Raw genomic sequence first — 23,678 nt, forward strand, 5'->3', positions numbered from 1 at the left:
CCTTGATGGCGGCAACGCGAAATGTAGCGTTCCTTCGCCGACATCAAACGGTCTCCCCCATCACCAACGCCTTCGCCCCATCCAGTCCCAATGGCAAATGCGTTGCTGCTATGATGACCCCCCCTTGCCGACAGTGATCCGTCATCACCCCGCCAAACCGTGCCTCCGACGCCTTGTCCAACCCAGCCGTCGGCTCATCCAGCAGCCACAGCGGCCGTTGGCTGACCAGCAATTTGGCGATCGAAATCCGTCGCCTCTGCCCCGTCGAGAGATAGCCGAACGGCAAATGGCCGATCCCTCCGAGCCCGACAGTCTCCAGCGCCTCTTCAACACTCAACAAACCTGCACCGGCAAAATCCCGCCAGAAGCGCAGATTCTCCGCCACGCTGAGCACCGTCTTCATCGCGTTCTGATGGCCGAGATAGTGGCAGGCCGAAGCAATCGACGGGAAATCCTCGCCTCCGCCTTCGATTCGTACGCGGCCTCCCGCCACCGGAAGCAGCCCGGCGATGACCCTGAGCAGCGTCGACTTGCCGGCGCCGTTCGGCCCGGTGACGACCAGCGCCTCGCCTTTTTCCAGGGCGAAGCCGATGCCGGAAAAGACTGGCTCGCCGCCGCGTTCGCCGCCCAGATTTTCGGCGATCAGCCGCATTCGTTCCCCTTCGCCGAAAGTCCAAGCGCCGCTTCGGTGCGCCGCAGCAAAAATGGCGATTCCGTGTCTAGAACTATTCCAGGAAATTCTCTATATCCGGGTCATCCGTGCCAGCGGTCGGCACGGGAACAGAATTAGCGCCGAACCAGCGCACGCGCCGCCTTGAACGGCTCGGGTTGGCTGGGAACGGACAGCGGAAATGGCCGTACCCGCACCTTTGCGCGTGATTGCATGCCATCGGCGTCCGTTCCCTTTCAGGCTGAACAGACAAGGACGGATCGCGTGTCAAAATCCCTCGATAGTTTCAACTGCCGCCGCACCCTGACTGCGGGTGGCGCGGACTATGTCTATTACGATCTCATCGAGGCCGAAAAGAACGGCCTTACCGGCATCGCCCAGCTGCCCTATTCGATGAAAGTGCTGCTGGAGAACCTGCTTCGCAACGAGGACGGTCGCTCCGTCACCAAGGAAAGCATCCAGGCGGTCGCCGGTTGGCTCACCGACAAGGGCACCGCAGGCGTCGAGATCGCCTATCGCCCGGCCCGCGTGCTGATGCAGGATTTCACCGGCGTTCCGGCGGTGGTCGACCTTGCCGCCATGCGCGACGCCATGGCCTCGCTCGGCGGCGATCCGCAGAAGATCAACCCGCTGGTGCCGGTCGACCTCGTCATCGACCATTCGGTCATCGTCGACGAGTTCGGCACGCCGATGGCCTTTGCCCGCAATGTCGAGCTCGAATATGAGCGCAACGAAGAACGCTACAAGTTCCTGAAATGGGGCCAGCAGGCCTTCCGCAATTTCCGCGTCGTGCCGCCCGGCACCGGCATCTGCCACCAGGTCAATCTCGAATATCTCGGCCAGGTCGTCTGGACCAACGCCGAGGACGGCGAAACCACCGCCTATCCCGACACTTGCGTCGGCACCGATTCGCACACCACCATGATCAACGGCCTCGGCGTGCTCGGCTGGGGCGTCGGCGGCATCGAGGCCGAGGCCGCGATGCTCGGCCAGCCCGTCTCCATGCTTTTGCCTGAAGTCATCGGCTTCCGTCTCACCGGCAGGCTCAAGGAAGGCGTCACCGCCACCGACCTCGTGCTCACCGTCACCCAGATGCTGCGCAAGAAGGGCGTCGTCGGCAAGTTCGTCGAGTTCTTCGGCCCCGGCCTCTCCAACATGACGCTGGCCGACCGCGCCACCATCGGCAACATGGCGCCGGAATATGGCGCCACCTGCGGCTTCTTCCCGGTCGACTCTGAAACCATCCGCTACCTGACCATGTCCGGCCGCGAGGAAAACCGCATCGCGCTGGTCGAGGCCTATTCCAAGGCGCAAGGCATGTGGCGTGACGCCGGATCGGCCGACCCGGTCTTCACCGACCTGCTCGAACTCGAGCTCGGCGACGTCGTGCCGTCGATGGCCGGCCCCAAGCGCCCGGAAGGCCGCGTCGCGCTCGAAGGCATTCCGGCCGGCTTCGCCAAGGCGATGGAGACCGAATACAAGAAGGCCGCCGAGATCTCCAAGCGCTACGCCGTCGAAGGTACTTCGCACGATCTCGGCCATGGCGACGTCGTCATCGCCGCCATCACCTCTTGCACCAACACCTCCAATCCGAGCGTGCTGATCGGTGCCGGCCTGCTCGCCCGCAACGCCAACCGGCTTGGCCTCAAGCAGAAGCCCTGGGTGAAAACCTCGCTGGCGCCGGGCAGCCAGGTGGTTGCCGAATATCTGGAGAAGTCCGGCCTGCAGAAGGAGCTCGACCAGATCGGCTTCAACCTTGTCGGCTTCGGCTGCACCACCTGCATCGGCAATTCCGGCCCGCTGCCGGCGCCGATTTCCAAGACCATCAATGATAAGGGCCTGATTGCTGCCGCGGTCCTGTCCGGCAACCGCAATTTCGAAGGCCGCGTCTCGCCCGACGTGCAAGCGAATTACCTGGCGTCGCCGCCGCTGGTCGTCGCCCACGCGCTGGCCGGCACGGTGACCAAGGACCTGACCACCGAGCCGCTCGGCGAGGACAAGAACGGCGAGCCGGTCTATCTCAAGGACATCTGGCCTAGCTCGGCCGAGATCCAGGAGTTCATCGAGAAGAACGTGACGCGCGAGCTGTTCGCCCGCAAATATGCCGACGTCTTCAAGGGCGACGAGTACTGGCAGAAGGTCAAGGCGCCGGAGGGCCAGACCTATGCCTGGGACGACAACTCGACCTATGTGCAGAATCCGCCCTATTTCGCCGGCATGACGTCGGGCTTCGGCAAGATCGGCGACATCAAGGGCGCGCGCGTGCTTGGCCTGTTCGGCGACAAGATCACCACCGACCACATTTCGCCGGCAGGCTCCATCAAGGCCGCTTCGCCGGCCGGAAAATACCTGACCGACCATGGCGTCGGCGTTGCCGACTTCAACCAGTACGGCACGCGCCGCGGTAACCATGAGGTGATGATGCGCGGCACCTTCGCCAACATCCGCATCCGCAACCACATGCTGGGCGAGAACGGCCGCGAGGGCGGCTACACGATCCACTACCCGTCGAAGGAAGAGACGTCGATCTACGACGCCGCGATGGAGTACAAGAAGGACGGCGTGCCGCTGGTCATCTTCGCCGGCGTCGAATACGGCAACGGTTCGTCGCGCGACTGGGCGGCCAAGGGTACCAATCTCTTGGGTGTCCGCGCGGTCATCGCCCAGTCCTTCGAGCGCATCCACCGCTCGAACCTGGTCGGCATGGGCGTCATCCCCTTCGTCTTCGAGGACGGCACATCATGGGCCTCGCTCAACCTCAAGGGCGACGAGTTGGTCGAGATCGACGGCCTGGACGCCATCAAGCCGCGCCAGAAGATGACCGCCAAGGTCACTTACGGCGATGGCACGGTGAAGAACGTGCCGATCATCTGCCGCATCGATACGCTGGACGAGCTCGATTACTTCAAGAACGGCGGCATCCTGCAGTACGTGCTGCGCGATCTGGCCGCGTAGCGGCCAGGGAATAGGGCTTAGGCAGTAGGGAACGGGACCATCCTACTGCCTACTGCCTACTGCCTACTGCCTACTGCCTCGGCGCGCCAAAGCGCGCCGTCGCGGCCAGAAGCACGCCGAGCATCAGGCCGTTCAGCATGTGCCACAGGAAATGCGTGCCGAGCGGGAAGCTGCCGCAGACCAGCGGATCGGCCATACGGCAGATGACCGAGACGACGAAGATCGCCAGGGCCGCCAGATTGTAGCGGCCGGCGCCGCTGCCGCTCAACGCTGTCCATGTGCCGAGGAAGGCAAGCGCCAGGAAGGGCGCCAGATAGCCGGTCGTGCCGTTCGAGGCCTGCCGCAGCCAGTCCGGCACCGCCCATGTCAGCAGCCCGGCGACGGCGTAGAAGGCGACGAAGATGGCGATCGCCTTGCCCCATTCCATGCCGAGGAAGCGACGCAGCGTGAACAGCGTGTAGGCGAGCGTGAAACCGGCGATCGGCAGCACGTCGGCCCAGATCGTGGCTCGGATGGCGAAGGTATGGAACAGCGTCGAGCCGATGCCGATCGCCACCACCCACCAGGCCAGCACTTCGGCGAAAGTGCCGGTGCCGTACCGGCGCACCTCACGCACACCCCACAGGCCGGCGGCAAGAAACGCAAGATTTGTCAGAGCATTGACCGGTTCGGCCCAAAGTTCCGGGCCTGTCCGTTCACAATAAAGATCGACCGGCGTCAGGAGAGTTTGCCACATGCTGGTGCCGCCGCCTCCAATCGAACCGCACCGCAAAGTGCAGACGCCTCTCCTATTGCGGGCTTGCCTTCAGTTGCAACCACAAAATTTCACCGCAACGTGACTTCCCGTTGACTGTCGCTTCTGCCACATATTTTAGCAATCACGACAAAGCCGGCGTCACCGGCGGGAAATTGGAACGGCCATGGCATTTCAGGGATCATTGCGGCTTGCGGCACTGGCGCTGGCCCTTTCGGCCTTCGCCGGCAACGGGCTTGCGCAAGAGTCTGACAAACCGCTCGGCGTGGTCGAGCTTTTCACCAGCCAAGGCTGCAATTCCTGTCCGCCGGCCGACGCGTTCTTCGCCGAGCTCGCCGCCAAGGAAAACATCATCGCGCTCGCCTATCATATCGACTACTGGGACTATCTCGGCTGGCAGGACACGCTGAGCCGCAAGGAGAACACCGAGCGGCAGTATGACTATATGCGCGCCTTCGGCGGCCGATCGGTCTATACGCCGCAAGCCGTCATCAACGGCCGCAGCCATGTCAACGGCGCCAGTCGCAAGGAAGTCGACGGCACGCTTGCCCGCCTGCAGAAGACCGGCGAAGGCATGCGGGTCGGTATCAAGGTCAGCCGCACCAGCGACCGCGTCATGATCGACACCGGCGACGCCGGCAGCGGCCCCACCGATGCCCATGTCGTCATCGTCTATTTCAATGCGCCGCAGACGATCGACATCGCCAAGGGCGAAAACAGCGGTCGCAGCATGACCTACTGGAACGCTGTCTCCGGCATCCAGACCGCCGGCATGTGGCACGGCAAGGCGCAGCGCTACGAATTGCCGATGACCGAGATCTCCAAGAAGGGCGGCTGCGCGGTGCTGCTGCAGTCGGTCGGCAAGGACGGCACCCCCGGGCCGATCCTGGGCGCCGCGTTTATTCGCAAGCCCGACCGTCTTTAGCAAGGGCACCCCCTTCTCTCCTTGTGGGAGAAGGTGGCCGAGCGAAGCTTTGTCGGATGAGGGGTGTTGCAAGGAATGAGGCGGCGATGATTTCGCGCTTGTTGCCAAGCTGGAACACCCCTCATCCGTCTCGGCGCTGCGCGCCGATCCACCTTCTCCCACAAGGGGAGAAGGGAAGGCCGCGCACACCACCACGGCTCAAGCCAACAAAAAACCGGCGTCAGCTTGCTTCTGACGCCGGTCATTTAGGTTTTGGGATCGTCGCACCCGATTTTTCCGAGGGAAAAACCGAGGTTGGTTCGATCCGACGCAGACCCGTGGGCGGGGGGCTTGGGGTTTACGAGCCGGTGCCGGACCGAACCGTCTCAGGCAACGCCGGTAAACTCGTCGGAGATTGGGGCATCAGCGCGGATAAAATAAGGCAGGAATGTGGCGAAGCATCACCAATTCCAACAGGCGTTAGACAAACGTGACTGGACGTGGCGGAAACGGCTTGGCTCTGGCTTGCTTAGCCGGGGCCTTGCAATTCGGCAGCGAACACGCCAACTTCTGCAAGCGAAGATTCATTCGAAGGATCGAGGCATGACCGATCGCGGCGGCAGTGGGACGGAGGATGGGGACGCATCCGCAATATTGATCCCGCTGCATGAGGCAAGACGCGAACGCCTCGACCAGCCGGTGCGCTTCGACCGGCGCGAACTGGACCAGATCCTGAGACTTTACGGGCGCATGGTCGCCGCGAATGAATGGCGCGACTACGCCATCGATCACCTCTCCGACCGCGCCGTCTTTTCCGTCTTCCGCCGCGCCAGCGAAGTGCCACTGTTCCAGATCGTCAAGGACCCGAAGCTGGCGCGCCGGCAGGGCGCCTTTGCCGTCATCGCCGCCGGTGGCAGCATCCTCAAGCGTGGCCAGGAGCTCGGCCGCGTGCTCGGGGTCTTCGACAGCAAGCTGAAGGTGGTCGAAGCTTAACTATTTGATTTTTGCCGGAATTTGCGCTCCGGCAGCGAGGCGGGATCGGGCGGGAGCTGCGCTCCGCCATTCACCGACAGCTGCATGAACACCGTGTCCAGCCAGCGTCCGTGCTTGAAGCCGGAGCCTTCCAGGCGGCCCGAATGGCGAAAGCCGAGCTTCTCATGCAGCCGCACCGAAGCGCTCTCGGCATGGCCGTCGCCGATGACGGCGATGATCTGGCGAAACCCCGCAACGCGCGCCGCCTCGATCAGCGCGTCCATCAGAAGCCGCCCGACGCCCTGGCCCTTGGCCTCCGGAGCGACATAGACCGAATCCTCGACGACGAAACGATAGGCCGGGCGCGGCCGGAACGGGCCTGCATAGGCATAGCCGAGCACGGCGCCGTCCTTTTCCGCAACCAGAAAGGGAAAGCCGCCCGCCGTCAGGCTATCGAATCGGTTGCCCATTTCGGCGCGGCTGGGCGGCTCAAGCTCGTAACTCGCGGTGCCGTGTGTCACCGCGTCGGCGTAGATTTCCGTGATTCGATCGAGGTCGGCCGAACTGGCGGCCCGTATGGTGATGCTGCTCATAATTTATGCATGCCATTTGCCTGCCTGAGATAACAGCAAAGGCCGGCACAAAAGAAAAGGGCGGCCGTTGGGCCGCCCTTCGGGAACTCGATGGTCCAACTGCGAAATCAGCGGCGATCGCCCATGAACTGCAGCAGGAACATGAACAGGTTGATGAAGTCGAGATAGAGCGTCAGCGCGCCCATGATCGCCTTGCGGCCGGCGACATCGGTGGCGTCGCCCTCGAAATACATCTCCTTGATCTTCTGCGTGTCATAGGCGGTCAGGCCCGAGAAGATCAGCACGCCGATCGCCGAAACGGCGAAGGACAGAGCCGACGACTGCAGGAAGATGTTGATCACCATCGCAATGATCAGGCCGAACAGGCCCATGATCAGGAACGAGCCGATCGCGGTCAGGTCGCGCTTGGTCGTGTAACCGTAGAGCGACAGCGCGCCGAAGGCGGCAGCGGTGGCGAAGAAGGTCTGCGAGATGCTGGCCGTCGTGTAGACAAGGAAGATCGACGACAGCGACAGGCCGACGAGGCCGGCATAGACCCAGAACGTCGTCTGCGCGGCCGACACGCTCATCGACTGGACACGGAACGACAGGAACAACACCGCGGCCAGCGGGGCCAGCATGACGACCCAGCGCAGCGGCGACCCGAAGATCGCGTAGCCGAAGGAGGTCAGCATCTCGCCGCTCGGCAGCGTTGCGACCGCCGAGGCCGGATCGGTGGTGGTGGCCAGCATGATCGTGCCGATAGCGGCAAGGCCAGTGATGAGCAAGCCAAGTCCCATCAGATTGTAGACTTTGATCATATAGGCGCGCAGGCCCTGATCGATATCGACGGCCACGCCGGGTACGGCGCGCGTCTGGTAATTGCGAATGGGATCAGCCATTGGAATCCTCTTTTGCTTCTGCCCCGTCCGGTCCGGTGTCAGGCTCGATCGAGCCCAGGCGCCGCTGGCGGGGCTCCAGCATGCCTGCGGCGGAATATGATGGTTCTTGGCGACAAGAACAAGACCGTAACCGAGCGTAATGCTTCGTGAAGCAGCCAAATTGCGGTTTATCAGCCGCCCCAGCCGCAACATTAACGAGATTTAATCGAAAGTGGGCCGATTCAGGCGGTTTCGGATCAGAGATTTCGCAGCACCGGCGCCGCTTTGTGCCCCAGCACCCGCCAAGTTCCGGCAAGGCCGATGCCGACCGTGATGACCAGCGCAAAGCCTATGGTTGCCACCGCCACTTCCGGCATGAAATGCGATGGCAGGGTCATTATGCGCGCGACGACGAACCACGCAGCGACCCCGCCAGCCGCCAAAGCGAAGACCGCGGTGGCAAGGCCGATCAGCATATATTCGAGCGAGAAGGCCGCTATCAGCGTTCGCCTGGTGGCACCCAGCGTCTTCAGCACCACAGCGTCGTGGATGCGGGCCCGGTTGCCGGCGGCGAGCGCGCCGGCCAGAACCAGCACGGACGCAATCAACGCCACGCCGGCGGCGGCGCGGATGGCCGTTCCGAGCTGCGCCACCAGCCGGTTGACGATATCAAGCGCGTCCTTGACCCTCACCGTCGTCACCGCCGGGAAGGCGCGGGTGACGGCATTGAGCAGGCGGGCATCGTCCGCCGCCGACGCGTTCTTCTCGGTCAGCGTCGCCAACCAGCCATGCGGCGCACCTGCAAATGTGTTGGGCGAGAACACCATGACGAAATTGATGCCCATGGTTTCCCACTCGACCTGGCGGAAATTGGCGATCCTCGCTGTGACGTTGCGTCCCAGCACATTGACGGTGACAGTGTCGCCGAGCTTCAGCCCGATCTCCTTGCCTTCTTCGGCCGAGAACGACACCAGCGGCTCGCCGGCATAGTTTTGCGGCCACCATGAACCTTCCGTCAGCGTCGCGTTCGAGGGCTGGCGGTCGTCATAGGTCAGCCCGCGATCGCCGCGCAGCACCCAGGCGCCTTCCGCCGGCACCTTGACTTTTTCGACATCGACGCCGTTCAGCGCCATCACCCGGCCGCGCAGCATCGGCACTTTGACCAGCGTTCCCTGCGGCGTCTGCCCGCCGACCAGCGCCGAGAAGGCATCGACGTCGCTGTTCTGGATGTCGACGAAGAAGAAGTTCGGCGCCCGTTCCGGCAGGCTGCCGGAAATCTGCCGCCTGAGATTGCCGTCGATCAGCGCCAGCGTCACCAGCAGTGTTAGCCCGAGGCCGAGCGACAGCACCACCGACGGCGTGAGTGCCCCCGGCCTATGGATGTTGCCGATGGCGAGCCTCAGCGCGACGGAGCGGACCCTCGGGCTTCTCTTGGCGATCCATTGCACCAGCGCGCCGACGAGGCGCAGCACCAGGAATGACACGACGGTGGCGCCGACGAAGATCGAGGCGATGCGGGGGTCGCCGGAAAACAGGATGGCCAAGGCCGCCAAAGCGAGCGCGATGCTGACCGCTGCCGCCACATAGGGCAGGCGCGGAAAGCCGCGGCTCTCGAAGCCCATCTCGCGAAACAGTGCCGTCGCCGGCACGTCGCGGGCGCGGCCGAGCGGCAGCAGCGCGAAAGCCAGCGTCACCAGCAGCCCGAACAGCGCCGCCATGGCAAGCGCGCCGGGATAGAAGCCGCCCTCCGCCGGCACCGGGATGACCGACTGAAGGGCCGCGCTCGCCGCGAACGGCATCAAGGCGCCGAGGATGAGGCCAAGCACGATGCCGAGACCGGCGATCAGCAGGATCTGCACCAGGTAGACGGCAAAGACGAAACCGCCCGAGGCGCCCAGACTCTTGAAGGTGGCGATGACGCCGCGCTTGCCGTCGAGATAGGCGCGCACCGCGTTCGCCACGCCGACGCCACCGACCACCAACGCCGTCAGCCCGACCAGGGTCAGGAATTGCGAGAAGCGCTCGATGTTGGAGGACAGCGCGGGTGCCGCGTTGCTGCGCGTGCGGATCGACCAGCCGGCCTGCGGAAAGTCCGCTGCGGCCTGGTCCTGGATCGCCTTGATATCAGCCTCGCTGGCGCCGGCGGGCAGGCGGATCTTGTAGGCGTGCTCGACCAGGCTGCCAGGCTGGATCAGGCCGGATGCGGCAAGCCCTTCGGTCGACACCAGCAGCCGCGGCGCGAAGCCAAAACCGTCGGACACCGCATCCGGCTCGCTGGTGAGCCTGGCGCGCAGTTCGAATGTGGCGCTGCCGAGCTTCAGCCGGTCGCCGATCTTGAGGTTCAGCCGGTCGAACAGCAGGTCGGGTGCCACGGCGCCGAAGACGCCGGATTTCTCGCCGAACAGGTCCTGCCTCGATAGCTGCGGCTCGGTCTCCAGCGCGCCATAGAGCGGATAGGCGTCGTCGACCGCCTTGGCCTCGACCAGCGACTGGTCGGAGCCGTCCTCGAGCCGCGCCATCGAGCGCATGCTGGCGCTGTGCGAAACGGCGCCCAGCCGATCGACGAAACCACGTTCGTCCGGCGTCGCGTCGCGCTGGTTGAGCTGGAAGCGCAAATCGCCGCCAAGCAGCGTCTGGCCCTGATTGGCAACGCCGGCGGTAATTGCCTGCGCCACCGAATTGACGCCGCCGATTGCCGCGACGCCAAGCGCGATGCAGGCAAGGAAGATCAGGAAGCCCGACAGCCCGCCGCGCATTTCGCGCAGCGAGAAGCGGACCGCGAGCTTCAGCGTCTGCGATAGCGGCATCAGGCCGTCACCTTCAGCGGCCTCGGTGTGTCCTCGATCCGTCCCGAGCGCATCGAGACCTGGCGCGAGCAGCGCGCCGCCAGCGCCGGATCATGCGTGACCAGCACCAGCGTCATGCCGCGCTCGGCCGCCTTGGCGAACAGGAGGTCGGCGACCTGCCGCCCCGTCGCCTGGTCGAGATTGCCGGTCGGCTCGTCGGCGACCAGGATGCGCGGCGACGGCGCCAGAGCCCGTGCGATTGCCACGCGCTGCTGCTCGCCGCCGGACAATTCGCCGGGATAGTGGGTGACGCGGTCGCTGAGGCCGACTGCCGCGAGTTCGCGTGCCGCCACACCGAACGGATCGGCATGGCCGGCGAGTTCGAGCGGCACCGCGACATTTTCGAGCGCCGTCATGTTCGGGATGAGATGGAAGGACTGGAAGACGATGCCAATGTTTCGCCCACGAAACGATGCGATCTGGTCCTCGCTTTTGCCGTTAAGCAGCTCGCCGGCGATTCGAACCGTGCCCGAATCGACCCTTTCCAACCCTGCCAGAACCATCAGCAGCGTCGACTTTCCGGAGCCTGACGGTCCGACGATGCCGGTTGCTTCGCCGGCGGCGACATCGAGGCTGACGCCCTTCAGCACATGGACCGAGGACGCGCCCTCACCGAGCGTCAGCGATACGTCTTTCAGCACGATGACGGCTTCTGTCACAATGAAAGCGTCCTATATGGGATGGTATAGGGGACGAAGTTTGCCTTCGCCAAGAAATTGTTCCGCTCATATGGGGCCTGCCGCATGGCTTTCAAACACACTCTTGCCGCAGCCCTCGTTCTTTTCGCCGCGATCAGCAGTGCGATTTCGTCGGCACGCGCCGAGACCTTCACCATCGTCGGATACGGCGACAGCCTGATGGCGGGCTTCGGCCTTGGTCCCGGCGAAGGCTTTACCGACAGATTGCAGGCCGCGCTGCGCGCCAGGGGTCATGACGTGACGGTCGCCAATGCCGGCGTTTCCGGCGATACGACAAGCGGCGGCCTGGCGCGGCTCGACTGGTCGGTGCCCGACGGCACACAACTGGTGATCCTCGAGCTCGGCGCCAACGACATGCTGCGCGGCGTCTCGCCCGGCATCACCGAAAAGAACCTGGATGAGATGCTGGCCAGGCTCAAACAGCGCAAGATCGCCGTGCTTCTGGCCGGCATGCGCGCCGCCCCCAATCTCGGCGCCGACTACCAGAACGCCTTCGACGCGATCTATCCGAAGCTGGCCGCGAAATACGGCGTTCCGCTCTACCCGTTCTTTCTGGACGGCGTCGCCGGCCATGCCGGGCTGCGGTTGGAGGACGGCCTGCATCCCAACGCCAAGGGTGTCGAAATGATGGTCGTGCGCATCCTGCCGACAGTCGAAAAGGCTATTGCCGGGGCGGGCGGCGCGTCATGAGGCCGAAAAGTCACGGTTGCCGCAAGGGAAACCGCGGAGCCAACAAACCGCTTGCCCCGTTTGAATATCGATGATTCGCTAGGGGCGTGAGTTCGATTCGAGGACAGGAGGCTTTCCATGCCACGTCTTTTCACCGCCCTCGAAATTCCGCGTGATGCTGCCCTTTCGCTGTCCCTGCTCCGGGGCGGCCTGCCCGGAGCCCGCTGGATCGACGTCGAAAACTACCATCTGACGCTGCGCTTCATCGGCGATGTCGAGGGCCACGTCGCCGACGAGATCGCCAACGCGCTCGACCGGGTCCATCGCCCGTCCTTCCCGATGGCCCTTACCGGCGTCGGCGCCTTCGGCCAGAAAAAGCCGCATGCGGTATGGGCGGGCGTTTCGGCCTCTCCGGATCTTGCCGGCCTGCAAGCCGAAATCGACCGCATCTGCCAGCGGCTTGGCCTTGCGGCCGACCCACGCAAATTCACGCCGCATGTGACGTTGGCGCGCTTGCGCAATTCGAGCCCGCTCGACGTCGCCCAATATCTTTCGGCGCGCGGCAATTTTTCGACGCTGCCGTTCCGCGTTGGCCGCTTCGTCTTGATGTCGTCGCGCGATTCGGTCGGCGGCGGCCCCTATATCGTCGAGGAAGCCTGGCCGCTGTCGGGCGCCGAGACGCGCGCTGCCAGCCGTGCCGCCAGCGCTTCCGACGCCTCGCGGATCATGCGGTAGACGGTCGCGAACGCCTCCGGCCCGTCATAGTAAGGGTCCGGCACATCGCGACCGCTTCCGCCCGCAAACTCCAGGTAAAGATGGATGCGGTCGTGCACGGCGGCTGGCGCCAGCGCCTTCAGGTCGCGGACATTCTGCCGGTCCATCCCCAGGATCAGGTCGAAACGGGAAAAATCCTCCGGCCTGACCTTGCGCGCTGTCTGTCCGGAAATGTCGATACCGTGGCGGGCGGCGATCGCGATCGAGCGTGGGTCGGGGGCCGAGCCCACCTCCCAGCCGCCGGTCGCGGCTGAATCGAGCACCATATCCAGGCCCCCTGCGCGCTCGGCCCAGACGGCGCGAAAAACGCCCTCGGCCAGTGGCGAGCGGCAGATATTGCCGAGGCAGACGAACAGAATGGATTTTATGGGCTTTGCGCTCATCGATCCGGCGCTATTTTTGTGCATCTCGCTGTCCCAAAACCGCGACGCACTTTTGGGCGACATGCATTATGGTGAGGGTCATTTTTCGAATAGCACAGGAATCCGACATGACGAGAGAGAAACTGGGCAAGGACGCTATCGCTGCTGCCCTTGCTGAACTGGGCGGCTGGTCGCTGGCTGCCGACGGCGCTTCGATCAAGCGCAGCTTCGTCTTCAAGAACTTCTCCGAGGCCTTCGCCTTCATGACCCGCGTCGCGCTGGCGGCGGAAAAGATGGATCATCATCCGGACTGGTCGAACGTCTACAAGACCGTCGACGTCACGCTGAACACGCACGATGCCGGCGGCGTGACCGCACTCGATATCGAGCTGGCGAAGAAGATGAACCGCTATTTCGGCGGCTGAGTGACGCCCCGCGATGCCAAATCGGCGCCGGCATCTTGCAGCGGGGGTCGGCTTTCACCACATTTTTGCTCGCAGCCGCGCGTTGAACGATACGCAGCCGCCTGCAAGGAGAGATTGATGGCGCAAGATTCCGGTTTTGATTTCTTCGGCTTTGGCGACAAGCTTGCCGGCGAGCGTGAGGTGCGCGAGAAGTTCTGGCGCACCGCCAAGAAGGCTGCCCGGCAGATCCCGTTTATGGAGGACGTGGTGGCAGCCTATTACTGCACCATGGACAAGAACACGCCGCTGCGCGCCAAGGGCATCCTGGTGGCGGCACTCGGCTACTTCGTGCTGCCGGTGGACTTCATCCCCGATTTCGTCCTGGGCCTCGGCTTCACCGACGATATCGCCGTGCTGACGGCCGCGATCACCACCGTCAGCGCCCACATTACACCGGCGCACCGGCAGGCCGCCAAGCAGGCGATTGCCGACAAGAGCTGAGCCGGCACAGCGCACGCAGGGGTGGTTTGAAAAGACAAACTCTTGCCGCTTTCGTGGCCTCCAAGTCGAGACAGGGACGTCGCGCTGCTGCTTTTCGAGCGGCAGTGCGGTGATGGCGGCGGTTTCCTGGGGTGTGGGTCCTTTTCTTGAGGAAAATTCACCGTTTGGTAACCCAGATTAAATCAAAATGAAGCGACGGGCAGGACGCCAGACCGGCCTGCCGCCGCACCAGTTGGAATACGGGAAAAACGATGCGCGGATTGATTGCTACAGTTTCCAGCCTGGTCCTGGTGGCCCTGGCCGCGCCGGCGCTGGCGCAGTCGGCGACCAAGATCGGCCAGCACAATGCCTGGGGCACCTACAGCTACCAGGCATCCGGCGGCAAGGTCTGCTACGTGCTCACCGTGCCGACCGACAAGCAGCCACCGACGCTCGACCATGGCGACATGTTCTTCTTCGTCAGCCAGCGGCCGGGGCAGCAAGTCTCCTACGAGCCGCAATTCATCGCCGGCTACAATTTCCAGGAAGGCTCCAAGGCCACCGTCACCATCGACAAGAAATCCTTCTCGATGTTCACCCGCGGCAAGTCGGCCTGGGTCGAGAACGCCGCCGAGGAGCCGGTGCTGATCGCCGCCATGAAGACCGGCACCGACATGAAAGTGTCGGCCAAGTCCGGCCGCGGCAACACCACCACCTATGTCTTCTCGTTGAAGGGCATCTCGGCCGCACTGGCCTCGATCGCCAAGTGCAAATAAGGCTCGCCTAGCGCGACTCCCCTTCTCCCCTTGTGGGAGAAGGTGTCGCCGAAGGCGACGGATGAGGGGTGTTCCAGCTTGGCGATACGGTGGAAATCGCCGCCGCCTCGTTTCCGTCACGCACCCCTCATCCGTCTCGGCGCTGGCGCGCCGATCCACCTTCTCCCACAAGGGGAGAAGGTAAGACGGCTCCCCTGCATGACTCCGCCCGCAACCTGTGCTATGCGCCGCGCTTCATTTCGGGCACGATGCTGAAATCGGCCGCAAACCGCTTATATTGGCGCTACCATGACCCTTTCGTTCGATCTGACCGCCGACGGCGCCCGTGACGCGTTGCGCGCCCGCGCCGCGCCCGAAAAGCCGACGCTGATCGGCCTGACCCGCGCCGAGCTCGGTGCTGCCATGGTCGAAGCCGGCATCGTGCCGGAGCGCCAGGCAAAGATGCGCGCCCAGCAGCTCTGGCACTGGATGTATGTACGCGGCGTTTCCGACTTTGCCGGTATGTTCAATATTTCCAAGGACCTGCGCGCCGAACTCGACAAGCATTTCACCGTGGCGCGGCCCGAGATCGTCGAGGAGCAGATTTCCGCCGACGGCACCCGCAAATGGCTGTTCCGCTTTCCGCCGCGCGGCGCTGGCCGGCCGGTCGAGATCGAAACCGTCTACATCCCCGAAGAGGGCCGCGGCACGCTCTGCATCTCCTCGCAGGTCGGCTGCACGCTGACCTGCTCCTTCTGCCACACCGGCACGCAGAAACTGGTGCGCAACCTGACGGTCGAGGAAATCCTCGCCCAGTTGCTCACCGCCCGCGACCGGCTCGGCGATTTCCCCGACCGCGATACGCCGGACGGTGCCATCGTGCCGGCCGAGGGCAGAAAAGTCTCCAACATCGTCATGATGGGCATGGGCGAGCCGCTCTACAATTTCGAGGCGGTGAAGAAGGCGCTGTTGATCGCTTCCGACGGCGACGGACTTTCCCTGTCGAAAAGGCGCATCACGCTGTCGACCTCCGGCGTCGTGCCCGAAATCTTCCGCACCGGCGAGGAGATCGGCGTCATGCTGGCGATCTCGCTGCATGCCACCAATGACGATCTGCGCGACCTGTTGGTGCCGATCAACAAGAAGTATCCGCTGAAGGAATTGATCGCCGCCTGCCGCGCCTATCCTGGCCTGTCCAACGCCAAGCGCATCACCTTCGAATATGTGATGCTGAAGGACGTCAATGATTCCATCGACGACGCCAAGGGGCTGATCAAGCTGCTCAAGGGCATCCCGGCCAAGATCAATCTGATCCCGTTCAACCCGTGGCCGGGCACCAACTATCAGTGCTCCGACTGGGAGACGATCGAGAAGTTCGCCGACTACATCAACAATGCCGGCTACGCCTCGCCGATCCGCACCCCGCGCGGCCGCGACATCCTCGCCGCCTGCGGCCAGCTGAAGTCGGAATCGGAGCGCATGCGCAAAGTCGACCGCCTCGCGCTGGAAGCCATGATGATCGCGGGGCACGGCGAGGCGTGAGCCGTCTTCTCGCCTATCTCGTCCGCTTCGCCGTCATACTGATCGGCTATGTCGTCGCCTCGCTGGCGGCGAGCGCCTTCCTCAACATCCTGTTCCTGGCTTCGCTCGGCTATTCGCCGGACCAGACCCACCCGACGGCGACCGCCTCGCTCTATTTCTCTATTCCGTTCGTGGCGCTGTTCGTCGCCTATTTCGGCTTCATGCCGGCGGCGATCGTCATCCTGATTTCCGAAATCCTCGGGCGGCGCGACTGGCTGTTCTACGCGCTTGCCGGCGGCGTGGTTGCCGCGGTCTTCCTCGGCTTTGTCCATCAGAACGCCGACGCCGATTTCGACGTCACCGACCCCCGTGCCATCGCTGCCGTGATCGGCTGCGGCATGGTCGGTGGCATCTTCTATTGGCTCGCCGCCGGCCGCTGGGCCGGAAGCTGGTGGAAAAGCGAAGCGCCTATTTCGCCTGGGCCGTCAGGATCTTGAGCGCGAAGGCCGAGAACACGCCGGCAAACAGATAGTCGACCACCCGCGTGACGCGCGGGCTGGCCTTCATCGCCGCCGAGAACTTTTCCGCAGCAAACACCATCGGCGCCGTCACCGGGATCGACAGCACGATGAACACCGCACCAAGGAAGAACAGCTTGCCCGGTGCGTTCGGATCGTGCGCCGAGACGAACTGCGGCAGGAAGGTCATGAAGAACAGGATGATCTTCGGGTTGAGCAGATTGACGCCGAGCCCAGCCGCCCAACTGCGGAACAGCGATATCTCAGGCCCGCTCTTCTTCTCCGGCGAAAACGCCGAGCCCTTGGCCAGCGCCTGCCAGGCCAGGAACACCAGATAGCCGGCGCCAAAAATCTTCAGCACGAAGAAGGCCATCGGCGAGGCGACGATCAGCGCCGAAATGCCGACCACCACCAGCGTGGTGTGGATCAGCGTGCCGCACAGCGCCCCCGCCATCGAGGCAAAGCCGGTGGCGCGGCCCTGGCTCAGTGTCCGCGAGACGAACAGCGTCATGTCGGGCCCCGGCGTGATCGCCAGGATGACGGTGGCGATGGCAAACTGGATCAGCGTCGTGGTGTCGGGAATGAAGGACATGGCCGTTCTCAAGGCAGCAAAAGACGGCGCAGCCATAACGCAAGTGTCTTGCCCTTGCCAGCTTCTGGCTGATCCGGCGTCTGGTCCAGCCACCGTTCGTCTCTTGCGCAGGCCGGAAACGCCGTGATACCTCGCCGGCCGAGAACTCCTGTCGCGGAACCGCCAAATGTCAAAAGCAAAAGACGTCAAGAAAGTCGTGCTCGCCTATTCCGGCGGCCTCGACACCTCCATCATCCTGAAATGGCTGCAGACCGAGCTCGGCGCCGAAGTCGTCACCTTCACCGCCGACCTCGGCCAGGGCGGCGAGCTGGAGCCGGCGCGCCGCAAGGCCGAGATGATGGGCATCAAGGACATCCGCGTCGTCGACGTGCGCGAGGAATTCGTCGCCGACTTCGTCTTCCCGATGTTTCGCGCCAACGCCGTCTATGAAGGCACTTACCTGCTCGGGACCTCGATCGCCCGGCCGCTGATCTCCAAGCACCTGGTCGAGATCGCCAGGGAGACGGGTGCCGATGCAATTGCTCATGGTGCTACCGGCAAGGGCAACGACCAGGTCCGTTTCGAGCTGTCGGCCTATGCGCTGAATCCCGACATCAAGGTCATCGCGCCGTGGCGCGACTGGTCGTTCAAATCGCGTACCGACCTGATCAACTTCGCCGAGCAGCACCAGATCCCGGTGCCGAAGGACAAGAAGGGCGACGCGCCATTCTCGGTCGACGCCAACCTTTTGCACTCATCTTCGGAGGGCAAGGTGCTGGAAGACCCGTGGACCGAGCCGCCGGAATTCGTCCACCAGCGTACCGTTTCGCCGATGGATGCGCCGGACAAGGTCACCGAGATCGAGATCGAATTCCTCAAGGGCGATCCGATTGCGCTGAACGGCAAGAAGTTGTCGCCGGCGACCATGCTGGCCGCCCTCAACGATCTCGGCCGCGACAATGGCATCGGCCGGCTCGACCTGGTCGAGAACCGCTTCGTCGGCATGAAATCGCGGGGTGTGTATGAAACACCTGGCGGCACCATCCTGATCGCAGCGCACCGCGCCATCGAGTCGATCACGCTCGACAGGGGCGCCGGCCACCTCAAGGACGAGTTCATGCCGCGCTATGCGGAACTAATCTACAACGGCTTCTGGTTCTCGCCCGAGCGGCTGATGCTGCAGGCGATGATCGACAAGAGCCAGGAAGACGTCGAAGGCACGGTGCGGCTCAAGCTCTACAAGGGCAACGTCATGGTCACCGGCCGCAAGTCGAGGAAGACGCTCTATTCCGACGCTCTGGTCACCTTCGAGGACGACCGCGGCGCCTACGACCAGAAGGACGCCGCCGGCTTCATCCGCCTCAACGCGCTGAGGCTGCGCACACTGGCGGCACGCAACCGCAAGGGCTGAGCCAAGCCTATTGCCCGAACAAAACCCGGCGGAAACGCCGGGTTTTTATTTGGCGCCGCTAATATGCGATAAGTCACACCGCCTCGGATAGTTTCCTGTTTGACCTTTCGGCGACTTCATTTAAGTTCTCGTGGGGATACGGGGGGCTTTGACAGTGAAAAACTCCATTTTTCTGCTGCTAGCGGCGGCCATCTTCTTTACGGGCTGCCCGTCCTCGCAGGCAGCCGCGAAACGCGAGCAGAAGCTGGATTCGGATGGGTGCATCTCCGCTGTCCACCTATGGAGCATCACGTTCAAGCACGAAATGGCCTCTTTCATGGGCGTCTCGCAGGAGCGCATGCCGGCCTTGTTCTGCCATCGGCTTGGCGAAGGGATACGCAGCGGGCGGATCAGCTACTCCGACTTGAACCGGCTGCAACTCGACCAACCGACCGAAATCTGGATGGTCATCAAGGGTAAGTCAAAAGCGCCTCCGCAAGCCCCGACGCCGCGGAACTCCAAGTTCCGTAACTGCAACGGTATTGACGGCACCTTCCAGGTTCCCGCTTCCCAGAAATGCCCGTTGAGCGGCTACGCGCATTATTGAGAGTGATATCGAACCTGGTCGTTCCCTGCTCCATAAACAAAAAGCCCGGCGCATGGCCGGGCTTTCCATCGATTAGAGATTTCTAATCAGTTGCCGTCGATCGCCGTGGCGATACGGGCGATGGCCTGCTGATAGACGCTCGCGGAATTCCAGCCGGCAATGGCGCCCATATTCGCGCTCGCGCTCGCACCCGCCTGCCAGCCATGAGCCTTGAGGAAGTTGGCGGTGGAGGCCAGCGCAGTGGCCTTGTCGCGCAGATTCCCGTTGCCGACGCCATACTGCAAAACATTTCCGGGCAGGAACTGCGTATGGCCGATCTCGCCATGCGCTGCGCCGACCGACGAGGCGCTCAGCGCGCCGCGATCGACCAGCTTCAGGGCTGCAATAGCATGCGGATAAAAGAAGCCCGGCCGGCGGCAATCATAGGCAAGCGTCAGAATGGCAGAGACCGTATTCTGCTTGCCCAAGGAGGCACCGAAGCCGGTCTCCATGCCCCAGATGGCGAGCAACACACCCGGCGACACGCCGTAGGTCGCTTCGATCTTGTTGAACAGCGCCGCGTTCGACTTCTTCAGCGAACGGCCCTTGGAAATGATCGCGGCCCCACCGCGGCGCTTCATGAACTCTTCGACAGAGCCGCTGAAAGCCTTATGGATGGCGCGGTCGACGCTGATCGTTTTTGTTGCGTAGGTGGCGCCGGCCAGAGCGGCCAGGCCCTTCGAGCCGACGCCGTTGGACCTGGCCTCCGCGGCAAACTCCTGCTTCCACGCCTCGAAGCCGGCGCTGTTCTTGCCGCAGCTGGCGGCCTGCGCGCCCGTCGCCAGTGCAAGCATCGCCACCAGCGCGGCCGCAAAAATTCTTCCCTTGGCAAGAAATGCCATGCTTTTCTCCTGATTGCCTGAATCACGTCCCGGTTGCGAATTTGCCAGTGAAACGCGCAATTGTCACCGTACCCCCGGCGCTACGCTGGCCAATGCCGCGCAATTTGCCTACGATCAAGTAGATATTGTGGCGGGGGTCTTGCATTCATGGATGACGTTGACGTCGTGATCATCGGCGCCGGCTCCGCTGGCCTCGCCGCAGCCAAGACCATTCGTGCCGCCGGCCTTTCCTTCAAACTGCTGGAAGCGATGGGCCGCGTCGGCGGTCGCGCCTGGACCAGCGACCAGCATTTCGGCGTCCCGTTCGACATCGGCTGCGCCTGGCTGCACGCCGCGGACCGCAATCCCTATTTTCCCGAGGCCGAGGCCGCCGGCTGGACGCTTCACCATCACGACATGAATGTCGATCATCTCTATTACCGCAAGCGCAAGGCAAGCGAGGCCGAAGAGGCCGAGATGAAGGCCGCCGATGCGCGGCTGTTCGAACTGCTGGCCGCGCACCAGGTGGAAGAGGGCGACGACGACCGCCTTTCGGCACTGCTCGCCAAGGGGCATGCGCCGCGCGCCGCCGCCACCTTCGCCGGGCCGATGGATTTTGGCGCCGACGAGGACGAAATATCGATCCGCGATTTTCAGGCCGCTGCCGATCTCGATCCCAACTATTTCAGCAAGGAAGGGTTTGGCGCCCTGGTGGCGCATTTCGGGGCAGACCTGCCGGTGGAACTGTCGACGCCGGTGCGCAAGATCCTCTGGGACGTGCCGGGTGTCGCCTGCGTCACCGATCGCGGCACCATCCGCGCCAGGGCGGTCATCGTCACAGCCTCGCCGGCGGTGCTCGCCTTCGAGGAGATCGAATTCTCGCCGGCGCTTCCCGATACGCATTTTGGCGCCTTCTTCGATCTGCCTATGGGCATGCTGACCAAGCTGCCGGTCGAGATCCGGGGCACCAGGCTTGGCCTGCAGCCCTTCGACGATCTTTTGATCGAGCGGTTGGCCAGGCACGACATCTACTTCCTGTGCTTTCCCTTCGATCTCGACCTGATGGTCGGTTTCGTCGGCGGCGACTTCGCCTGGGAGATGTCGGCTGCCGGTGAGGCGGCGGGTATCGACTTCGTGGTCGACCGTCTCTGCAACATCTTCGGTGCCGACACCCGCAAGCATGTCGCACGCGCCATGATGACCAATTGGGGCGGCGAGCGCTTCGTGCGCGGAGCCTATGCGGCGGCCCGCCCGGGACGTTCCGAAGCGCGCGCCGCGCTGATGCAGCCAGTGGCGGAAAAGATCTTCTTCGCCGGCGAGCACCTGGCCGGTCCGCTCATCCAGACCTGCGGCGGCGCGCGCCTGTCGGGAGAGAGCGTGGCACGACAGGTGGCCGCCTTGCTTGCGATTGGATAGCGGCGGCTTCGGCTCGCGTTTGGGTGGCCGGCGATGCCGCCCTATATGCTGGCTCTGACGATTTGAGAGCACAATGAAGCTGTTCGACTGCCCGCATTGCGGCCACCGCCTCTATTTCGAGAACGCCCAGTGCCTGAGCTGCGCCAGCCTCGTCCTCTATGATCCCGAGCAGGCAAGCTTTGCCTTGTCTGGTATCGACGGCGTTTTCCAATGCACCAATGCCGATGAATGCGCCTGCAACTGGCGGGCGGAGCCGGGCCAGGCCTTCTGCCGCGCCTGCGCGCTGAATCAGCTGATCCCGGACCTCTCGGTCGACGGCAACCGCCGGCGCTGGATCCGCGTCGAGGCGGCCAAGAAGCGCGCCATCTATTCGCTGCTCGCCTTCGGCCTGCCGACCGCCCCAAAGCACAACCCCGGCGACGAGGCCGGCCTTGCCTTCGACTTCCTTGCCGATCCGATCGGCGGCGGCCCCGGCGGCGAGCGCATCCTGACCGGCCACGACAACGGCCTGATCACGCTCAACGTCGCCGAGGCGGATTCGGCCGAACGCGAGAGGCGGCGCGTCGAAATGGGCGAGAACTACCGCACGCTGCTCGGCCATTTCCGCCACGAGCTTGGCCACTATTACTGGGACCGCCTGATCCGTGACGACCCGCAAAGGCTTGCAGCCTTCCGCGCCTTGTTCGGCGACGACCGCCCGGACTATGAGCAGGCGCTGCGGACCTACTATGCCACGGGTGCTGCGCCCGACTGGCAGCAGGGCCACATCTCCGCCTATGCGACGTCGCACCCTTGGGAAGACTGGGCCGAAACCTTCGCGCACTATCTGCACATCACCGACACGCTGGAGATGGTGCATGCGCTGAACTTCCCGCTTGGCCGGCTGGAGACCGTGGATGCCGACGCGCTGCCGCGCGGCGATACCGGCGGCGAACTGCAAGCCGCACCGTCCGAGCCCGCCAACGTGCCCGAGCCCTTCGACAGGATCCTCGCCCGCTGGCTGGTCCTGTCGGAGGCGTCCAACTCGATCAACCGCTGCATGGGCCTGCCCGATCTCTATCCCTTCGTCATTTCGGACGTGACGGCGCGGAAACTGGACTTCGTCCACGCGCTTTTAACCGGTTTGCCGAAAGAAACCGGAACAATTCGTGAGCTAGTGTCGTGATTTCGAAGTTCGCCAGATTTCGATATCGGGCACCGAGCGAACTTCGAAATCAAAACGGCACTAGAATCAATAAGTTGCTAGTGTCTCGATTCTGAAATTCGCAATGCCCTTGATATCGAACGCAAAGCGAATTTCAGAATTGGGACACTAGCAGGGGCATTTTAGCCGGAACGCATAGAGCCTTGTTTCGTTTCCGTTCGCGAGGGAGTTCGAAGAACGGAGAGAAATCATGAAAGCCATACTGTTTCCGGCCATCGCCGGGGCGCTCGTCGCTATGTCGGGCGCGGCCCTGGCCGAAACCGCCGTTTCGGCTGTCACCGATCTCAACGTGCGCGCCGGCCCCGGCCCGCAATATCCCGTGATCGGCGTGCTGGCCGCCGGCCAGTCGGCAACGCTCCAGGGCTGCATTGCAAACAGCAAATGGTGCACGATCGCCGAGGCCAATGGCCAGGGCTGGGTCTATTCGGATTATGTTACGGCCGACTTCGGCGGCAATCAGGTGGTGCTGACGCGCCGGCCGGTTGACGCCGATATCCAGGTTGTGACGCCGCCGAGTGACGATATCTATACGGATACCTATACCAGCGCCATTGTCGCGGCCGAGCCGCTCGACCCGATCGCCAGGCCCCCGGCCGAAGTCGGCACCTACGTCACGACGCACCGGCTCGATCCTGTCTATCTCGACGGCGAGGTGGTGACAGGCGCGACCTTGCCGGACACGGTCGAGTTGCGTGAAATCCCCGATTACGACTACCGCTATGTCTATGTGAACAACCAGCCGGCGCTGGTCGACCCCGGCACGCGGCGCATCGTCTACGTCATGCGTGACTAGACCAATTCCAGGAAAAGTGTGAAACGCGCGGCCGCCAACAGGCGGTCGCTGCTTTTTGAGGCGTGCCCATGCGCGGCAAGACGAGGATGATTGCGCACGGAG

The 23,678-nt window shown here is 63.6% G+C and carries 24 protein-coding genes; 15 read left to right on the forward strand and 9 right to left on the reverse strand.

Annotated elements, in window-relative coordinates:
- Positions 1–43 precede the first annotated feature (43 nt).
- Positions 44–652, reverse strand: coding sequence for a heme ABC exporter ATP-binding protein CcmA (ccmA, locus tag A6B35_RS03410; RefSeq protein WP_006202682.1), 609 nt, complete (start codon positions 650–652; stop codon positions 44–46).
- A gap of 282 nt (positions 653–934) precedes the next feature.
- Here ccmA and acnA point away from each other — a divergent pair, with 282 nt between their 5' ends.
- Entirely contained in the window at positions 935–3,625 is a 2,691-nt protein-coding gene (gene acnA, locus A6B35_RS03415) for an aconitate hydratase AcnA (RefSeq protein ID WP_006202683.1), read from the forward strand.
- Between the two features lie 70 nt (positions 3,626–3,695).
- On the opposite strand, the gene A6B35_RS03420 is transcribed toward acnA, so the two are convergent.
- Positions 3,696–4,361: a ceramidase domain-containing protein gene (locus tag A6B35_RS03420; protein ID WP_006202684.1), complete on the reverse strand. Its 666-nt coding sequence runs from the start codon at positions 4,359–4,361 to the stop codon at positions 3,696–3,698.
- A 184-nt stretch (positions 4,362–4,545) separates the two neighbouring features.
- Here A6B35_RS03420 and A6B35_RS03425 point away from each other — a divergent pair, with 184 nt between their 5' ends.
- Both A6B35_RS03425 and A6B35_RS03430 read left to right on the forward strand, forming a co-directional pair.
- Positions 4,546–5,304, forward strand: a complete 759-nt coding sequence (locus A6B35_RS03425) for a DUF1223 domain-containing protein (protein ID WP_006202685.1) — start codon at positions 4,546–4,548, stop codon at positions 5,302–5,304.
- A gap of 582 nt (positions 5,305–5,886) precedes the next feature.
- A complete protein-coding gene (locus tag A6B35_RS03430) occupies positions 5,887–6,276 on the forward strand; it encodes a DUF2794 domain-containing protein (RefSeq protein ID WP_006202686.1) in 390 nt (129 codons plus the stop codon).
- On the opposite strand, the gene A6B35_RS03435 is transcribed toward A6B35_RS03430, so the two are convergent.
- The 4 genes from A6B35_RS03435 to A6B35_RS03450 form a co-directional block, all read right to left on the reverse strand.
- Positions 6,273–6,848, reverse strand: a complete 576-nt coding sequence (locus A6B35_RS03435; RefSeq protein ID WP_006202687.1) for a GNAT family N-acetyltransferase — start codon at positions 6,846–6,848, stop codon at positions 6,273–6,275. The genes A6B35_RS03430 and A6B35_RS03435 overlap by 4 nt on opposite strands.
- 107 nt (positions 6,849–6,955) lie before the next feature.
- Positions 6,956–7,729, reverse strand: a complete 774-nt coding sequence (locus A6B35_RS03440; RefSeq protein ID WP_006202688.1) for a Bax inhibitor-1/YccA family protein — start codon at positions 7,727–7,729, stop codon at positions 6,956–6,958.
- A gap of 236 nt (positions 7,730–7,965) precedes the next feature.
- Positions 7,966–10,515 (reverse strand): ABC transporter permease, encoded by a 2,550-nt coding sequence (locus tag A6B35_RS03445; RefSeq protein WP_006202689.1) that lies wholly within the window; start codon positions 10,513–10,515, stop codon positions 7,966–7,968.
- Positions 10,515–11,213, reverse strand: coding sequence for an ABC transporter ATP-binding protein (locus A6B35_RS03450; RefSeq protein ID WP_006202690.1), 699 nt, complete (start codon positions 11,211–11,213; stop codon positions 10,515–10,517). The genes A6B35_RS03445 and A6B35_RS03450 overlap by 1 nt, the downstream gene beginning before the upstream one ends.
- Positions 11,214–11,297: 84 nt before the next feature.
- Here A6B35_RS03450 and A6B35_RS03455 point away from each other — a divergent pair, with 84 nt between their 5' ends.
- Both A6B35_RS03455 and thpR read left to right on the forward strand, forming a co-directional pair.
- Positions 11,298–11,942: an arylesterase gene (locus A6B35_RS03455; protein ID WP_006202691.1), complete on the forward strand. Its 645-nt coding sequence runs from the start codon at positions 11,298–11,300 to the stop codon at positions 11,940–11,942.
- Between the two features lie 117 nt (positions 11,943–12,059).
- Complete coding sequence (gene thpR, locus A6B35_RS03460; RefSeq protein ID WP_006202692.1) at positions 12,060–12,656, forward strand: RNA 2',3'-cyclic phosphodiesterase; 597 nt, start codon at positions 12,060–12,062, stop codon at positions 12,654–12,656.
- Here thpR and A6B35_RS34230 read toward each other — a convergent pair.
- Positions 12,560–13,078, reverse strand: coding sequence for a low molecular weight protein-tyrosine-phosphatase (locus A6B35_RS34230; protein WP_081482157.1), 519 nt, complete (start codon positions 13,076–13,078; stop codon positions 12,560–12,562). The genes thpR and A6B35_RS34230 overlap by 97 nt on opposite strands.
- Positions 13,079–13,185: 107 nt before the next feature.
- Between A6B35_RS34230 and A6B35_RS03470 the strand changes: the two genes are divergently transcribed.
- From A6B35_RS03470 to A6B35_RS03490, 5 genes are all read left to right on the forward strand, one after another.
- The gene (locus tag A6B35_RS03470; RefSeq protein ID WP_081482158.1) at positions 13,186–13,482 is read left to right on the forward strand and encodes a 4a-hydroxytetrahydrobiopterin dehydratase; all 297 of its coding nucleotides are present in this window, start codon (positions 13,186–13,188) and stop codon (positions 13,480–13,482) included.
- Positions 13,483–13,599: 117 nt separating this feature from the next.
- The gene (locus tag A6B35_RS03475) at positions 13,600–13,962 is read left to right on the forward strand and encodes a YkvA family protein (RefSeq protein WP_006202695.1); all 363 of its coding nucleotides are present in this window, start codon (positions 13,600–13,602) and stop codon (positions 13,960–13,962) included.
- 251 nt (positions 13,963–14,213) lie between these two features.
- Entirely contained in the window at positions 14,214–14,717 is a 504-nt protein-coding gene (locus A6B35_RS03480; RefSeq protein WP_006202696.1) for an invasion associated locus B family protein, read from the forward strand.
- Between the two features lie 288 nt (positions 14,718–15,005).
- A complete protein-coding gene (gene rlmN, locus A6B35_RS03485; RefSeq protein WP_006202697.1) occupies positions 15,006–16,238 on the forward strand; it encodes a dual-specificity RNA methyltransferase RlmN in 1,233 nt (410 codons plus the stop codon).
- Positions 16,235–16,714, forward strand: a complete 480-nt coding sequence (locus tag A6B35_RS03490) for a hypothetical protein (protein WP_006202698.1) — start codon at positions 16,235–16,237, stop codon at positions 16,712–16,714. Before rlmN ends, A6B35_RS03490 begins: the two co-directional genes overlap by 4 nt.
- Here the strand turns inward: A6B35_RS03490 and A6B35_RS03495 are convergent.
- Positions 16,686–17,327 (reverse strand): LysE family translocator, encoded by a 642-nt coding sequence (locus A6B35_RS03495; protein ID WP_006202699.1) that lies wholly within the window; start codon positions 17,325–17,327, stop codon positions 16,686–16,688. The genes A6B35_RS03490 and A6B35_RS03495 overlap by 29 nt on opposite strands.
- A 166-nt stretch (positions 17,328–17,493) precedes the next feature.
- On the opposite strand from A6B35_RS03495, the gene A6B35_RS03500 reads away from it, so the two are divergent.
- Together A6B35_RS03500 and A6B35_RS03505 are read left to right on the forward strand one after the other, a co-directional pair.
- Positions 17,494–18,717 carry an argininosuccinate synthase gene (locus A6B35_RS03500; protein ID WP_006202700.1) on the forward strand — a complete coding sequence of 408 codons (1,224 nt, stop codon included), beginning with the start codon at positions 17,494–17,496 and terminating at the stop codon, positions 18,715–18,717.
- A gap of 154 nt (positions 18,718–18,871) precedes the next feature.
- Positions 18,872–19,303, forward strand: a complete 432-nt coding sequence (locus tag A6B35_RS03505) for a hypothetical protein (RefSeq protein WP_244425938.1) — start codon at positions 18,872–18,874, stop codon at positions 19,301–19,303.
- An 86-nt stretch (positions 19,304–19,389) separates the two neighbouring features.
- Here A6B35_RS03505 and A6B35_RS03510 read toward each other — a convergent pair whose 3' ends face one another.
- Positions 19,390–20,184 carry a lytic murein transglycosylase gene (locus tag A6B35_RS03510; protein ID WP_006202702.1) on the reverse strand — a complete coding sequence of 265 codons (795 nt, stop codon included), beginning with the start codon at positions 20,182–20,184 and terminating at the stop codon, positions 19,390–19,392.
- A 147-nt stretch (positions 20,185–20,331) separates the two neighbouring features.
- On the opposite strand from A6B35_RS03510, the gene A6B35_RS03515 reads away from it, so the two are divergent.
- From A6B35_RS03515 to A6B35_RS03525, 3 genes are all read left to right on the forward strand, one after another.
- Positions 20,332–21,579, forward strand: coding sequence for a flavin monoamine oxidase family protein (locus A6B35_RS03515; protein ID WP_006202703.1), 1,248 nt, complete (start codon positions 20,332–20,334; stop codon positions 21,577–21,579).
- A gap of 73 nt (positions 21,580–21,652) precedes the next feature.
- Positions 21,653–22,744: a zinc-binding metallopeptidase family protein gene (locus A6B35_RS03520; protein WP_006202704.1), complete on the forward strand. Its 1,092-nt coding sequence runs from the start codon at positions 21,653–21,655 to the stop codon at positions 22,742–22,744.
- A 229-nt stretch (positions 22,745–22,973) separates the two neighbouring features.
- Entirely contained in the window at positions 22,974–23,576 is a 603-nt protein-coding gene (locus tag A6B35_RS03525) for a DUF1236 domain-containing protein (RefSeq protein WP_006202705.1), read from the forward strand.
- Positions 23,577–23,678: the final 102 nt, after the last annotated feature.

It is taken from the genome of Mesorhizobium amorphae CCNWGS0123 (assembly GCF_001686985.1).
Taxonomy (GTDB): Bacteria; Pseudomonadota; Alphaproteobacteria; order Rhizobiales; family Rhizobiaceae; genus Mesorhizobium; species Mesorhizobium amorphae.